Origin of the sequence: Acinetobacter variabilis, from assembly GCF_000369625.1 — a bacterium.
Lineage (GTDB): Bacteria > Pseudomonadota > Gammaproteobacteria > Pseudomonadales > Moraxellaceae > Acinetobacter > Acinetobacter variabilis.
The window spans coordinates 1-15810 of the sequence record NZ_KB850113.1 but is presented as its reverse complement, the minus strand read 5'-3'; the positions used below and the strand labels follow the sequence as shown (position 1 = coordinate 15810).

At 40.9% G+C, this 15810-nt stretch carries 13 protein-coding genes and 2 rRNA genes; 1 reads left to right on the top strand and 14 read right to left on the bottom strand.

Going from position 1 to position 15810, the window contains the following annotated elements; translation table 11 throughout:
* Position 1: 1 nt before the first annotated feature.
* The 5 genes from filE to filA all read right to left on the bottom strand — a co-directional run bounded on the left by filE (position 2) and on the right by filA (position 6160).
* Positions 2–1141, bottom strand: a complete 1140-nt coding sequence (gene filE / locus F897_RS05805; RefSeq protein ID WP_034580820.1) for a putative pilus assembly protein FilE — start codon at positions 1139–1141, stop codon at positions 2–4.
* Positions 1142–1148: 7 nt separating this feature from the next.
* The gene (gene filD / locus F897_RS05800) at positions 1149–2813 is read right to left on the bottom strand and encodes a putative pilus system OmpP1/FadL family transporter FilD (RefSeq protein WP_005234148.1); all 1665 of its coding nucleotides are present in this window, start codon (positions 2811–2813) and stop codon (positions 1149–1151) included.
* Between the two features lie 12 nt (positions 2814–2825).
* Complete coding sequence (gene filC, locus F897_RS05795) at positions 2826–4031, bottom strand: putative pilus system protein FilC (RefSeq protein ID WP_005234147.1); 1206 nt, start codon at positions 4029–4031, stop codon at positions 2826–2828.
* A gap of 38 nt (positions 4032–4069) precedes the next feature.
* A complete protein-coding gene (gene filB, locus F897_RS05790) occupies positions 4070–4903 on the bottom strand; it encodes a putative pilus system C39 family peptidase FilB (RefSeq protein WP_005234137.1) in 834 nt (277 codons plus the stop codon).
* A gap of 189 nt (positions 4904–5092) precedes the next feature.
* On the bottom strand, positions 5093–6160 hold the full coding sequence (gene filA, locus F897_RS05785; RefSeq protein ID WP_005234135.1) for a putative pilus system protein FilA: 1068 nt from the start codon (positions 6158–6160) through the stop codon (positions 5093–5095).
* 260 nt (positions 6161–6420) lie between these two features.
* Between filA and F897_RS05780 the strand changes: the two genes are divergently transcribed.
* A complete protein-coding gene (locus F897_RS05780) occupies positions 6421–7752 on the top strand; it encodes an anthranilate synthase component I family protein (RefSeq protein ID WP_005234133.1) in 1332 nt (443 codons plus the stop codon).
* Between the two features lie 107 nt (positions 7753–7859).
* Here F897_RS05780 and hisC read toward each other — a convergent pair whose 3' ends face one another.
* From hisC to F897_RS05735, 9 genes are all read right to left on the bottom strand, one after another.
* On the bottom strand, positions 7860–8951 hold the full coding sequence (gene hisC, locus F897_RS05775) for a histidinol-phosphate transaminase (RefSeq protein WP_005234132.1): 1092 nt from the start codon (positions 8949–8951) through the stop codon (positions 7860–7862).
* A gap of 118 nt (positions 8952–9069) precedes the next feature.
* Positions 9070–10371 carry a histidinol dehydrogenase gene (gene hisD, locus F897_RS05770; RefSeq protein WP_164071347.1) on the bottom strand — a complete coding sequence of 434 codons (1302 nt, stop codon included), beginning with the start codon at positions 10369–10371 and terminating at the stop codon, positions 9070–9072.
* A gap of 188 nt (positions 10372–10559) precedes the next feature.
* Complete coding sequence (gene hisG / locus F897_RS05765; RefSeq protein WP_005234128.1) at positions 10560–11261, bottom strand: ATP phosphoribosyltransferase; 702 nt, start codon at positions 11259–11261, stop codon at positions 10560–10562.
* Complete coding sequence (murA, locus tag F897_RS05760; protein ID WP_005234126.1) at positions 11261–12517, bottom strand: UDP-N-acetylglucosamine 1-carboxyvinyltransferase; 1257 nt, start codon at positions 12515–12517, stop codon at positions 11261–11263. Before murA ends, hisG begins: the two co-directional genes overlap by 1 nt.
* Before the next feature lie 7 nt (positions 12518–12524).
* Positions 12525–12776, bottom strand: a complete 252-nt coding sequence (gene ibaG / locus F897_RS05755; protein WP_004783413.1) for a BolA family iron metabolism protein IbaG — start codon at positions 12774–12776, stop codon at positions 12525–12527.
* 135 nt (positions 12777–12911) lie between these two features.
* The gene (hpf, locus tag F897_RS05750; protein ID WP_005234124.1) at positions 12912–13244 is read right to left on the bottom strand and encodes a ribosome hibernation-promoting factor, HPF/YfiA family; all 333 of its coding nucleotides are present in this window, start codon (positions 13242–13244) and stop codon (positions 12912–12914) included.
* Between the two features lie 185 nt (positions 13245–13429).
* Positions 13430–14875, bottom strand: a complete 1446-nt coding sequence (locus tag F897_RS05745; protein ID WP_005234121.1) for an RNA polymerase factor sigma-54 — start codon at positions 14873–14875, stop codon at positions 13430–13432.
* A 268-nt stretch (positions 14876–15143) separates the two neighbouring features.
* A 5S ribosomal RNA gene (gene rrf / locus F897_RS05740) occupies positions 15144–15258 on the bottom strand.
* Positions 15259–15460: 202 nt separating this feature from the next.
* Positions 15461–15810, bottom strand: a 23S ribosomal RNA gene (locus F897_RS05735); the annotation flags it as partial.

Below are 15810 nucleotides of genomic sequence, written 5' to 3'. Positions count from 1 at the left end.
CTTATCGAATGGCGACTAGTTTTAGTTGTCCATAATTTGTCAGCATCTTGTCTTCAACATCTATAGCTGAAGCGAGTGGGGTCATTAATACATATTGGCTTTGCGCAGGAATCTGAATAATTCCCTGTATCTTCTCATGTTGAATAATATTGGCTTGTGCTTCCTGATTTTTGAAACCGCCCGCCCCTTCTAAAACACAGCCTCGTTCATCCAGAAATACAACAAATGGCCAGTAATAGGCAGGATTATTCTGACGGGAAGCATAAGACTGAATCTGAATATTTTTAATATCAGATTTTAGCTTCACAATTTCATAATCAAACTCATCTGATTTCAGTGGTGCCCGTGGCCACAGATTAATGGATTTACCTGCACTAATCTCTTTCGCATTCTTAACTTTTTTATCTTTAAAACACTGCTTACCTAAGCTTTCTACAGATTCAGGCTGAGAAATACGGTAGTAGGTTTGGGCCAGTACGACTGGACCAGAATCTACAGCAGGTTGTTGAAATAAGGATTTTATAATCGACTGTCCCACTCCTTTTTCACGCTCAATCGTCTGTACACGTGTTGACCCAATATTTTTATCAACTATCCCTTCAGGCATACTGTAGAAACGTTTTTTACCTTCCAGATTAAATTCTTTATTTTCCAGATATTCACTATCCACATATTCCACCCCTTCAATCTGACTGAAACCCTGTTTTTGAACAGGATCAGGTAATGCCTGAATGACAGGTTCAGAGGTTTGAGGCTGTGTCACTGGTGGTAAGTATTGCGGTAATTTAGACTCAACGTGTTTAGTCGGTTGTACTGGTTGTACTGGTTGTACTGGTTGTACTGGTTGTACAACTATATTATTTTTTTGCTGAACTGTTGCCACACTTTTTTCGACTATCTTTGGCTCGGATTTTTTCAGATCCTGTGCAGTAGATGTAACGGGTGTAACTAATTTTTTCGGAGTAGTGGCCGCTTGGTTTTTTGTTGTTTCTTTCTGCTCATTATTTTGACGTGGCACAACTAATGGTCGCCCATCGGGCCCAATGATCGTAATAAACTCTCTGGCATTTGTATAAAAAGACCATGGTACCAGACTTAATGCCAGTACCATTTTTATCCCTAAGTTCCCTGTTCTGATCATTTCTTCCTTACCAACGGGTGCGATAGTTCAAACCTAAAATTGTGATCTTGGTATCTGTTTTGACATTCAAGCCTGCATATGGATTCAGTAACAGGTTATTTACCCCGGTCTGGTTCGCTAGGCTACTGGTATTTGCTGGAATATTATCTTTACTGCGTAAGAAACCAATAGATAGATCCAGATCCGTATCTGCGTCAAAACGGTAGCCCACTCCTAAACCAAATAGCTGTGCACCATTAATCGGTACCATAGTATTGCGTTTATCTTTTGGAATGGCACTGGTACGTGGTTCATAGCCAGCACGAAGTTTCAGTCGGTCAGTTGCTGAATACTCTACTCCGATCCCGAAGTTCCATGGCGACTCAAACCTAAGCGGTAATGCAAGTGAAGAATCCGTTACATTGGCAGATAACAGTTTGGCAATCTTCAAGGCAGACAGGGTACGGTCGAACTCAAACTTGAATTGGTCCCAAGCAGCATAATCTGTCCAGCCAATATCAAAATTGACTTGTAGATCTGGCATTACCTTATATTTGATCCCCGCCTGAAAGTGAGCTGGGTATTCGAAATCCATGGAAACCAGACCCGATTCACTTGAAGGGATATAATTTGGAAAACCAAGAATTGCAGCTAAAATCTGGCCAGTTGGGGAGGTCATCAGACCTTTAATCATTTCCTGTGGTGCTTTGGCATTATCGATATGATATTTACCTTTTAAGCGCATTTTGGCAGCACTCTGGTAAACCATACCAAAACTGAAATCTTCAGTTGGTTCCCATAGAACACCTAGGTTATAGCTTGGACTTAAATTTTGTTCTAATGAAAGTTGCATTTGGCCAAATTTACCAAATGGGTTCATCCCTTCATCAGCATTACAGATCCCGAGCAACAAGATATCAGTAATGATGTCAGAATTTTCTTTAAATGGTGTACATACGACTTCATCAATCATACGCAACATGCCAATCAGCTCATTGGGAAAACGTAAATCTGTTTTCATGGCAATGGCTTGATAAGACATCCCGATTGAAGCACCAATTGAAAGCTGGTCGTTGACTTCATAACCAATTGATGGAGATAAATATGTAATCCGCTCCAGAGCAACCTGTTGTCCCATAAAATTGGCAGGATTACCATCTTCATGACCAAAACCTGCCACTAGTGGTGCATAAACGGCAGTTGCATACGTTGCTTTAGAACCTGGTGGTTTATAAGAGACCCCCATGGTAGGTGCTGCCATCGGGAGGCCTTCCCCCAAATCCACCATTTTTTTCAGGATAGGTACGTAGAGGCTGACATACTCTACATCACCCTTCACTGGGCCTTTAAAATCTGTACATAAATCAGAAGATACTTCAGGACCATCATTACAGACCATTGGATCATCTGAATAACCAAACACGTTATATCCAGCAGGAACAGTAAATTCACGCTGAATATCAAAGTTCGCAACAATAATTTGCTGTTCGGTCTGTAAGCCCTCAATTTTAGCCAATGCAGCCGGGTTAAAGTGAATTGCATTCACTCCTGGCGGATCTGCAGTAACCGCGTTCCCCATAGACAATGCACGCAGGTCAACAGAAAGGTTGGTACCTAATTGTGCAAAGGTATAACTTGAACAGCCCGCAAGAATAATTCCTGTTAATAACGGGCTAAGTCGAATGTTTTTCATACGACACCCCTATTAACTGAATTTCTTACCGAAACCTAAAATATCAAGTGGGAATGAAAGTCCCAGTGAAACATCTGGTGCATCTTCGGTCAGCCCCAATCCGACCGTACCATTTACAATGGTTTCTGGGGATACACGCACCCCTAAAGAAATCGCAAAAGTCGAGCTAGTCTGATCAGCGGCTGAATAGCTTTCACCCGTGTGATACTTAAATTCGGCACCAGTATTAAAGCTTTGCTGATATGACATAGTCATGGAAACATCATAGTTAAATGAATAAGCGAAACCGAAAGCAAAACCACCACTAATCCCTGGTTCAAACTCTTCAATAATTCGTGTACCGCGACGCTGATCTAAGCCTGATTCCTTAAACCCATAATTTGCAGAAACTGAGGCAAATAACACTACCGGGTCAATATATTTACGAGTACTCGCCCCCACACCGGCTGAGTAATATCCTTTACCTGCAGCCAGATCTTTTGCTGCATTAATTTCATATGGGCTATCACCTGTTTTCGTCGACAAATTGGCAAATAAAATAAGTGGTAAACGACCTGCTTTTAAAGGGAAGGGCTCCCAACGTGCACCCAGACTAATATCCCCTAATCCGGCTGTAGAGGTATCTTTTAATAAATCTGTCTTAGCCACCAAAGGTAAGGAAGCTGTTAAGGTCAGGTTATCTTTCACCCCGTACTGAAAAGTGAAAGTATTGGTCAGGCTATGTGTTGCATTTTCCTGAACACGGAGCTGATACAGCTGGCCCTGTGCCATTTCCATATCGAGTTGTGTATCTCGATAATAGGTATAATCAATATCGTAATAGGATGAAATTTCGCCTTGTTTAATAAGTGAGTATTGACGCTCATTTGAAGTAAATACTTCTTCTAGACTTGCTTCCTGAGTAGCATCTCCTTCTTTTTTCTGTAAGGCTTGAGATGCATCTACTGCTTGAGTGGCTGGAGCTTCAACAGGTGCAGCTGTTTCAACAACAGCTTCTTCCTGAACGGTTTCATATCCTCCAAGTTCAGGCTCTACTACAGCTTGAGTTGCTGCTGGTTCAGGCTGAATATCAATGGATGCAGCAGTCTCGACTACTTCTTCCTCAACCGTTTCATACTCACCCAGTTCAGGCTCATCCGCAGCCCATGCCACTCCCATAACCATCTGAATGCTGAGCGCCAAGAATGTCTTGTTCATCCATTTACTGTTCATATCCATTTCACCATTTTTAATTTTTCTATAGCCATCTTTTCGTTTTATTTATTCTTGTAATAAAGTCTGAGAAAATTATATTGATATTCCCCAAATTTTTCTGAATCTACATTACGGTTACGATCCATACGGATAGTCGATGCTTTATCGGCAATTTTATCCATATAGAACTGTGGATACTGCATATCAACTAAAGCATAACGGTTAATGGTTGCATCTTCGACATGACGCATATCCGAATCTTTTAATGCCAAAAAGTTTTTTCGATATTGTTCAGGGACATTAATTAAATATAAAGTATTGTTTTCCCAAACTTCCTTAAATCGCTGTTCATCAAAACTGATATTACCCAGTGCTGGATCGGCAACATACACCCGTCCATTTTTATAAGCTTTGTACACGACAAAATGTTTAAATCCTGCATAGGAAATAGGAACAATGGCGGGTTGTCCCTGTTTAACCAGATCTTCAAATTCTCCGCGATAGCCACCACTTTCCAGGCCTAAGGCAGCAACAAAACGCTTCATATCAAGAAGGGAAAAGCTACGACGTTCGATGATTTTATCCGTTTCACCAAATTTCATTAGGCCATTCATGACTTGCTGCTCATCCAGCCGAGTACCTACATAGCCATTTAATAAAGTCGTAAGTGCTGCTGAACCACAACTATAATCATAAGCCTGACGCACAATTCCCTGAAACTGGTCTAACAGTGCAGGTTTGACTTCCACATGTTCGCGGTGCATACGTACGAAAGAATCATTTCTTGAATCAAGAACTTCAGTATAGTGAACAGCGCCTGGTGGCTGTTTTTTAATATCCAGAGCTTCTTTGGCAGCGTAATACATCAATGCCGAGCCCAATGCAATCTCTAACATATTCTTTTACTTTTCTTATCATTGGCATGATGTGCCTAATTTTTCTTTTTATAGAGTCTTCACTCTACTTCCCTGTAACTAGAAAGATATCTTCTTTTTCAAAAAAATACAGTCTTTTTTTATTTTTTTAGATAGATGTTGTAGTCATAAAAAAAGCGCGTGTAAACACGCGCTTTTTTAAGGTAAAAATTAGTGACCAGAAATGGTAATAATTGCACCTTTTGCATATTGGCCAGTTCCCGGGCTAAAGTAAGTTTGCAGACCTTGGATTTCCATATCACCAATTGATGCTGCATTTTGGCTACCTAGGTGAATACCTTTCACATAGTTATCATGTGCACCACTTGTACTCACAATACGAATGAAACCATCGTTTGCAGTTGATTCGCCAAATACACTGATGCTTTGGTTCAATGTCAAATCTTTAGAGTTAGCATCTGTCAACTTAATGCTTTCAATGAAGATTTCACCTGGGCCTGAGGTGTTTACACCTGCAGCAACTTGTTGACCAGCTGTTGAATTATCGAAAATACCCAAATCTGTAATTGTTAAGCCCCCAGTCATTGTTGCATTCAGCTTAATCATTGCACCCTGTGGAGCAGCACCTAATTGAATATTGGCAGACATTGGACCTGTTTTAAATGATAGGCCAGATAAAATCGCATTTTCCTTACCAGCACCACCACGGCGAATACTAGTAGCTGAAGCTAAACCACTTTCATAATCTGTAAGAGATGAAGCTGATCCCACAACCCCAATTTCACCGATGTTAATATCTAAACCAGATACTTCAGCGGCAATGTTGATAAACGGGTTACCAGCACCAGCATCTGAGTCAATGGTTAAATCTGCAAGGTTACGTGAAGCTAGTAAATACGCACCATTGTCATCGTAGTTTGCACCAATCACGATACCATTAGCTGCTGTTCTACCCTTACCATTCGCTTTGATATAGATTGCACCTGCTTCACCAGTACCTCCCACAATACCATTAGCAGCCTCTCCAGGGCGAAGAACAGCTCCATCATTATTATAAATTTCAATAACACCCGCTTTTGCAGTAGAATCTTCAGCTAAACCATCATTATCATGGATAAATAGTTTTTCAATTTCAATTTTTGAAATACCGATACCGATTTTCAAACCGTCCTGACCTGTAGTCGCGCTTAGAGATGCATCGTCCAGTGATTGCATCGCCATTGCGTTTGCACTAAAAGCAACTGAAGCAGCTAAAGCCAATTTTGTGAATTTTTTCATTGTTTACTCTCCCAAGAGTACTATTTTTTTGGTTGTGAATCACTCAGTGCTGACGTTGTGTTTTTTATTTTCTGACAACGCAAAGCATCTTTCCTTGAGTAATTTTGCTCGCCCACTTAACTTAACGTCGAGTCATATTTTGATCAACTGTCGTTGGTCGCAATATTGAGCTTACCGACAAACGGTATTTGATGATTTAGAAATATTTTTTCCTATTCTTGATATAAAATACCGGGTCATATCGGAATATGCGCTACTGAATGAACGAAGCTCCTTACCATTGTCCTTTAAGTTTTGCATCTCTTCAGCTTAAAGATCTATTGCATGCATTAAGTCCCTTAGATCACCTGATATATTTAAATAATAATGGACAGCCTTTTATTGCCTGCTGTGCACAGAAATATTTTATGGTGCAGGATGGACAAATTCAGGCATTTAAGAGAGTGGATATCGAGCAATATCAGGCTGATATAGCTAAACTCATCTTAGAGCTTGAGCAAACTCCAGATATTAAAGCGAATGAATTTTCTGGGGGTTATATTGGGTTTATTGGCTATGATTACGCTGCTCAACAGCATACCCAATACCCGCAGCGGCCTCAACCTGGCCTATTTATCGGTCAGTTTGATTCTTATATTAAGTTTGAAGCTGATCAATGGGTATTCTATAGCCATGATCCGCAAGCAGCAGATATTTTCAATCATCTTCAAAATCTATTAAATCAATCACCTATACAACCGAGGTTTCAATTAAAAACTCTTTGCAGCCCACGTTGGGATAAATCTCGCTATGCACAGGCATTTCAGGATATTCAGGATTATATTCTAGCCGGTGATTGTTACCAGATTAACTTAACCCAAGAATTTACAGCACTTGCTGAAGGTTCATTATTAGGAACTGCACATGCTTTCTGGACATTAACCAATGCGCCATATGCGGGCTATCTTCGTATTGGTAATTTTGAATTATTGAGCTGTTCACCTGAACTGTTTATTGACTTTGAAGCACATCGAAAAATTGTCACCAAACCGATTAAAGGTACCATGCCACGTTTTGCTGATCCGGTGCTTGATGAGCAATCCAAACAACGATTAAAAGACTCAAAGAAGGATCAGGCTGAAAATGTCATGATTGTAGATTTACTACGCAATGACCTCAGTGTTTATGCAGAAACAGGTTCAGTCAAGACACCTAAACTATTCAATATTGAGTCATTTAATCAGGTACATCATATGGTCAGCGAAGTCGAAGCGACCTTAAAAGAAGGTGTGCATCCTTTTGATGTATTACTGTCTGCACTTCCAGGTGGATCAATTACCGGTGCACCAAAGATTCGCGCCATGCAAATTATTGAAGAGTTAGAAGGTGCTCCACGTGGAGCGTATTGTGGTTCATTAGGTTATTTTAATTTTGATGGAACAGGAAGCTGGAATATTCTGATTCGCTCGATTCAGAAATATCAGGATGAGGTTTCACTTTGGGCTGGTGGCGGAATTACGATTTCTTCTGACTGTGATGCGGAATATCAGGAATGTTTTGATAAGGTTGATGCCATGCTGGATTTACTCAATACCTGGTATAAACCTAAATAAATAAAAAAGCGACTCGGTTGAGCCGCTTTTTTATAAATCTCCCCTAACCTCTCTTTAAAAAGAAAAAGGTCCCCTCCTTTATCAAAGGAGGGTTAGGGTGGATTTAATTAAGCTAAAATATCATTTTTCAATGTATCTACTAAACGCTGATTTTGCTCATCTGTACCAATGGTAATACGTAAAAATTGATTGATACGAGGTTTATTAAAGTAACGTACGATAATGCCGCATTCCCGTAATTCAGCCGCTAACTCACCTGCATCTTTTGATGGTAGTGAAGCAAAAATAAAGTTCGCGCTTGATGGCAAGACTTTGAAACCAAGCTCATTCAACTGATTAACCAGTTTTTCACGACTGGCAATGACTTTAGCATTTTGTGCTTCAAAGTATTTCTGATCTTCGAATGAAGCCACTGCAGCCGCAATCGCAAAACGATCCATTGGATAAGAGTTAAAGCTGTTCTTTACCGCTTCAAGCGCTGCAATCAGATGGGGTTGGGCAATCGCGAAACCTACACGTAGGCCAGCTAAAGAGCGGGATTTTGAAGTCGTTTGACAGACTACTAAATTCTCATATTTTTCAATCAAACTCACTGCTGATTCAGCACCAAAATCTACATAGGCTTCATCAATAACGACCACTGAATCAGGATTCGCTTGCAGAATTTCTTCAATGGCAGACAAACCAAGCGCAATACTGGTTGGCGCATTCGGATTGGTGATGATAATACCGCCATTTGGCTGTTTATAATCATCTACCACAATTTCAAAATTTTCATTGAGTGGCAAGATTTTGGTTTTGACACCAAAGAACTGGCTATAAACCGGATAGAAACTATAGGTAATATCTGGATAAAGCAGTGGCTGTTCCTGAATAAAAAAGGCTTTAAAGATATGTGCTAGAACTTCATCAGAACCGTTACCGACAAAGACATTTTCAGCAGCCACATTTTGTTGTTTAGCTATGGCATGTTTCAATTCAGATGCATCGGGATCTGGATAAAGGCGTAAAACATCTGCGTCATTGGCTAAAATTTTTTGCACCGCTTCCACGACTTTCGGTGATGGCGGATACGGATTTTCATTGGTATTTAATTTTAAAAGGTTTTGAATTTTGGGCTGTTCGCCTGGAACGTAAGGCTCTAGCTCACGGACTTCAGGGCTCCAAAAACGCATTTGCTCTATGGTGATATTCGACATTTTCTATTCTCAAATTCCCTCTCCTTATAGGAGAGGGTTAGGGAGAGGTTAAATAATTCCCCTTACCTAACCTCTCACAAAGGGAGAGAAATATCTTTTATTCAATATAAGTATTTAATTACTGATAGCGATAACGTGCTGAGCGTGCATGCGCATCCAGATTTTCCTGCTGTGCCAGAACATCTGCAGTTTTCGCAAGGGTTTTCACACCGTCTTCAGAACACATAATCAGGCTTGAACGTTTCTGGAAATCATAGACACCCAGTGGTGATGAGAAACGTGCTGTACCCGATGTTGGTAATACATGGTTCGGACCTGCACAATAGTCACCAATCGCTTCAGGCGTATAACGTCCCATGAAGATTGCACCCGCATGTCGGATCTCTTCAGCCATTTGCTGTGCTTCATCCAGACACAGCATTAAATGTTCAGGTGCCACCTGGTTAATTAGCTCAATACCTTCAGTACGATCTTTCACAAGCACTAATGCACCACGATTGGCAATTGAAGTGCGGGCAATTTCTGCTTTTGGTAGAGCTTGCAAATGTTCTTCAATTGCTTGTTCTACTTCATTGAGAAGCTGTTCATCAGGCGTAATAAATACAGCTTGAGCAACAGTGTCATGCTCAGCTTGAGATAACAAATCCATCGCTAACCATTTGGCATTGTTCTGCCCTTCTGCATAGACCAGAATTTCTGAAGGACCAGCAATCATGTCGATACCGACCTGACCAAATACTGCACGTTTTGCCGCAGCCACAAAACGGTTACCTGGACCAGTGATTTTATCGACACGTGGAATGGTTTCTGTACCATAGGCCAATGCAGCAACTGCTTGTGCGCCACCAATGGTAAATATACGGTGTACGCCAGCCAGATAGGCAGCAGCCAAGACTAATGGGTTCAGTTCACCATTTGGAGCAGGCACCACCATAACAATTTCACCTACACCTGCCACATGTGCAGGAACAGCATTCATTAACACCGAAGATGGATAAGATGCTAAGCCACCTGGTACATAGATCCCTACGCGATCCAATGGCGTCACTTTCTGACCCAAGGTATTACCTAGAGCGTCGACATACGTCCAACCATCCTGTTTTTGTGCCTGATGGAATTCACGAATGCGGTTTGCAGCCAATTCTAAAGCTTCACGCACTTCCGTCGTCAAGCCTTCAAAGGCTGCTTTAAGTTGCTCTTGAGTCAGTTCTAAACCTGAAAATTGATGCGCTGGATGTCGATCGAACTGCTGAGTCAATTTAAGAACATGAGCATCACCATGCTGACGTACGTCAGCAATAATTTGGTCTACAGTTTTTAAAAGTTCAGGATCATTCACGGTTTCAAAAGCCAACAAGTCAGCAAATGCCTGCTTGAAGTTTTGATCTTGTGTCGATAAACGTCGCATCAATTTACCTATAAGGTTTGAATTCGAAGGCTTTAGTTTACCTGTTTTCAAAGACTTTGTCGGTAGCTAGAACAGACTTGTGCTATGAGTTTTATTGGAAATAGCTTTTGATAAAATTGATGAAAGCATTGAACTTCTTATATTTATAATCAGCAATAAAAAAACCGCCCAAAGTGGACGGTCTTTGATAAAGCTTAAATTTAAGCTTTTTTCGCCTGTTCTCGTGCTTCAACTGCTTGCTCAAGCTGAGCAAGAATCGGATTCAGCAATGCCTGCTTACGTTTAAAGCTGGCTTTGTTCACAATCAGACGTGAAGAGACTTTGCAAATTTCTTCAAGTGGTTCAAGACCATTGGCACGCAGTGTATTGCCTGTATCAACCACATCAACAATGTAATCACCTAAACCCACCAGTGGTGCAAGTTCCATTGAACCATAAAGCTTGATCACATCAACCTGTTCACCGAGGCTCGCGTAGTATTGACGGGTCAGATTCACGTATTTAGTCGCAATTTTTAAACGGCCTTTCGGACGCTCCATGCCGACTTTACCTGCTGTCATCAATTTACAGTTGGCAATTTTCAGATCTAATGGTTCATAGACATTTTGCGCGCCATGTTCCATCAACACATCTTTACCTGCAACACCGATATCTGCCGCGCCATTTTCAACATAAGTCGGCACATCAGAAGCACGTAAAATCAGGATACGCACCTGTTTATGCGTGGTTGGAAAAATCAGCTTACGTGATTTATCCGGATCTTCCAGCAGGTTAATCCCTGCTGTTTCAAGCAGAGGTAAAGTTTCTTTTAAGATACGGCCCTTGCTTAATGCTAACGTTAAACCATGATCAAAATTGCCCATTACGTCAAAGTTTGGATCATCGTTTCTCATATCACTCATTAACTTACTCGCTTAATTTGGGCACCTAAACCTTGTAACTTTGCTTCGACATCTTCATAACCGCGGTCAATATGATAAATACGGTCAATCAATGTTTCTCCTTCGGCTGCAAGTGCTGCAAGAACTAAAGAGAATGAAGCACGTAAATCTGTTGCCATCACAGGCGCTGCAGAAAGTTTTTCTACACCCGTTACGACAGCATCATTACCTTCGACCTGAATATTGGCTCCCATACGGGCCAATTCAGGAACATGCATAAAACGGTTTTCAAAAATCGTTTCAGAAATTGTGGCAAATCCACGGCCAATGGCATTGACTGCCATTAACTGGGCTTGCATATCTGTTGGGAAATCTGGATGTGGCAAGGTACGGAAGCTCACCGCCTTCGGACGTTTGCCCATCATATCCAGTTCAATCCAGTCATCCCCACGAGTGACTTCTGCACCCATTTCCTCAAACTTATCCAGTACAGCTTCCATTAAAGCCGGATCTGTATGTGTGGTTTTAACACGACCACCCGTAATAGCTGCAGCAGCCAGATAAGAACCGGTTTCAATACGGTCGGCAACCACTGCATATTCACAGCCATGCAGGCTTTCTACACCGGTAACCACTAGGGTATCGGTATCCAGACCTTCAATTTTCGCACCCATCTTGATCAGCATTTGAGCAAGATCGGTAATTTCAGGTTCGCGCGCCGCATTGCGAATCATAGTCACACCATCCGCCAATACTGCAGCCATCAGAATATTTTCAGTACCACCCACAGTCACCATATCAAATACGACTTCACCGCCTTTCAGACGACCATCGACTTTGGCATGGACATAGCCGGCCTCAACCTCAATCTCGGCACCCAAAGCTTCTAGTGCTTTCAAATGCTGATCGACTGGACGGGAACCAATCGCACATCCACCTGGTAAAGATACTTTTGCACTACCGTAGCGCGCCAAGAGAGGACCAAGCACCAAAATAGAAGCACGCATGGTCTTTACGAGTTCATAAGGGGCAAACTGGTTATCTAAGGTAGAGGTATCTGCAATAACTGTATCGCCTTCATAGCTAATCGTGATCCCAAGACCTGCAATCAGCTTCACCAAGGTATTTACATCTTTTAGATTTGGAACATTTCTAAGTGTGATTGGCGTATCAGCAAGAATCATTGCTGCTAATAATGGAAGCGCTGCATTTTTTGCACCAGAAATACGCACTTCACCGTCGAGCTTAATACCGCCCTGAATTAAGAATTTATCCATTAATTGATTAAGCTCCAAATAAGCTTGCTTTACGCCATTCTTCTTTGGTCAATGCACGAATGGTCACAGCATGCACTGCACCACTGGCAATATGGGAATTGAGAGGAGCATAAACAGCTTGTTGACGTGCAACCGGACGTTTACCTTCAAACTGATCATCCACAATACGGAGATCGAATTTTCCGCCCTGACCACTCACAGCAACATCCGCCTCAGGAAAAGCGGCTTTTAAAATTTCAGCGAGCTGTTCATTATTCATCACAAGACCTCTTATAGGACTAAGGGTGTAAAACGAGTCATTTTACTATAAATGTAAAAAATAATTCATTAGTCACATACATTATATATATAAAAAAAGAGGCTTTTAAAAACCTCTTTTTCCCCATTTGGTCGCTTAAATGGCTAAACTCTGATGATCCAGCTGCATTTCGCGATATCGGTCAATCTGTTTTTTTAATTTTTCCGTCAAAATTTTAATCGAGGTATACATGTCATCAGCATTGGCATGGGCAAAAAACTCAATACCCGGTAAACGGACAATCGCTTCTGCGATATGGTTACTACTGCCTCTTTTTGAGCGCTTATCAATCTGATGATCTTTGGAAAGCTTAACCTGCATGCTGTTCACCTGATCCAGATGTTTGGTCATCTGTGAAAATTTCGTTTTTATAGTTTCTTCAATCGCTGGCGTAATTGATAAATGATGTCCACGAATTGTTATTTGCATAGTTCTATCCCTCACCTTCATTAGGATCAGAAGAGTCACAGTTAAAAATGAAAAGAATACAATAACTTGCTCAAGCAAAATCGTGATTTAAAGCATTTATTCAGATCATTTTTACTATTTCTCAAAAGAAAAAAAGATTCATTACAATGTCATAATGAATCTCTAGAATAATCAAATTTCAAAAACTAGATCAAGACTTTTCGCTCAGAAGAGGAAGGAATATGTAACGATTCACGATATTTCGCGACCGTACGTCGTGCTACATCAATCCCCTCTTCTTTCAAAAGATTGGCAATTGCATTGTCAGATAAAGGCTTACGTGCATTTTCTTCAGCAATCATTTTCTTAATTTTAGCACGGATTGCAGTAGATGAAGCCTCTCCCCCAGAAGTTGTTCCCACATGACTCGAGAAGAAGTATTTCAGTTCGAATAAACCACGTGGGGTCAGCATATATTTGTTAGTTGTTACACGGGATACAGTTGATTCATGTAGTTCCACTTCTTCAGCAATATCCCGTAAAACCAGAGGTTTCATACCTTCAGGACCAATCTCTAAAAAGCTTTTCTGATGTTCAACAATACAGGTCGCTACTTTCAATAAAGTTTTATGTCGTTCATCAATACTTTTAATAAAGTTTTTCGCTTCCAGCATCTGATTACGCAGGTATTGATTATCTTCACTTTGATCAGCACGACGAATCATATTGGTATAAAAAGAATTTAGTCTTAACTTTGGCATCACATCAGGATTCAACATCACCTGCCAGCAGTCATTCTTTTTCATTACCACGACATCTGGGATCTGATAATCAGATTCCTTACTTTCAAACTCCAGTCCCGGATATGGCTTAAGAGTTTTCAGTAAATCAACGGCACAGCGCAATTGTTCCTGATTTAAGCCAGTTTGTTTAATGAGTTTTGGTAATTCATTGGTAATCAGCAACTCATAATGTTGCAGCAATTTGACCGCATCATTACGACAAGGGGTATTAACTGGTAGGCTATCTAGCTGAATCAATAAACACTCAGCGAGATTTCTAGAACCCACTCCAATCGGATCAAGACGCTGAACATGCTTGAGAACAACGAGTACTTCATCCTCTTCGATTTCTTCCTCATAATCCATGGAAGATAAAAGATGCTGTACTGATGCAGTAATCTCAGAAATTTCTGCATCCAGAAAACCCTTTTCATCTAGAGAATCAATAATGCAGTAGGCAATCAGCTGATCAATGCGAGAAAAGTGCAGCAGATTAATCTGCTCGAGCATATATTCTTGTAGGCTTTGCTGGCTTTGACGATTGTCTTCCCGCTCTTCGAACTCTGCTGCACCCAGACTTGTAGGTTGATGAGTATAGACATCATCCCAGTCGGTATCTACAGGGAGATCGTCCGGAAGATGGTCTGCATTAAGTTCATTAGTTAAATCCTTTTGACCCGCATCAACAGTAGAAAGACTTTCAACACTGATTTGCTCTTCAACTTTTTCTAACAAAGGATTACTATCAAGTTGTAGCTGGATTTCTTGCTCTAGTTCCAGACTGGATAATTGTAATAAGCGGATTGCTTGTTGTAACTGTGGAGTTAATGACAGCGAGTTGGCAATTCGTAATCCCACTGATAGTTTCATATGACCCCCTAATAAAAATCTCGTTTTATAAGCAATTTTCATGCCGTTTTAACTTTTATAACATAGTTTGATAAAAAAACACACAAAACTATAATGATTTCATGAACCTTAACGTCATTTTTATATAATTTTATAAGCATTATTAATCACTTATTTTTATTAAACAGTAATTAACCAATTTGTAAATTAATATAATTTGACTTAATTTTTTAAATCCCACTCATAAAAAAAAGCCCCCTGCGTGAGCAGAGGGCTTTTTGGAATAATGAGCTGGCGATGACTTACTCTCACATGGGAGACCCCACACTACCATCAGCGCTAAGAGGTTTCACTTCTGAGTTCGGGAAGGGATCAGGTGGTTCACTCTTGCTATGGTCGCCAGCACAACTGGGATGATTACTCGCTACGGTCTTATCTACGTTGCTTGCGCTTCGTTTGCCTAGCTTTCTTCAAATAGAATGCATTAACAGATTTATCCGAGTCGCAGTAGTTTGTTCGATTAGCTTAACTAAATCAAGGCTTTATCTGATCGTTAGATCAATATGAAATCAATTGATGCTTTATATACAACTGCTTGGGTGTTGTATAGTCAAGCCTCACGAGCAATTAGTATTGGTCAGCTTCACATATCGCTATGCTTCCACATCCAACCTATCAACGTCGTAGTCTTCAACGGCTCTTTAGGAGACATAAAGTCTCGGGGAAATCTTATCTTGAGGTAGGCTTCCCGCTTAGATGCTTTCAGCGGTTATCCCTTCCGAACATAGCTACCCGGCGATGCGACTGGCGTCACAACCGGTACACCAGAGGTTCGTCCACTCTGGTCCTCTCGTACTAGGAGCAGATCCTCTCAAATTTCCAGCGCCCACGGTAGATAGGGACCGAACTGTCTCACGACGTTCTAAACCCAGCTCGCGTACCTCTTTAAATGGCGA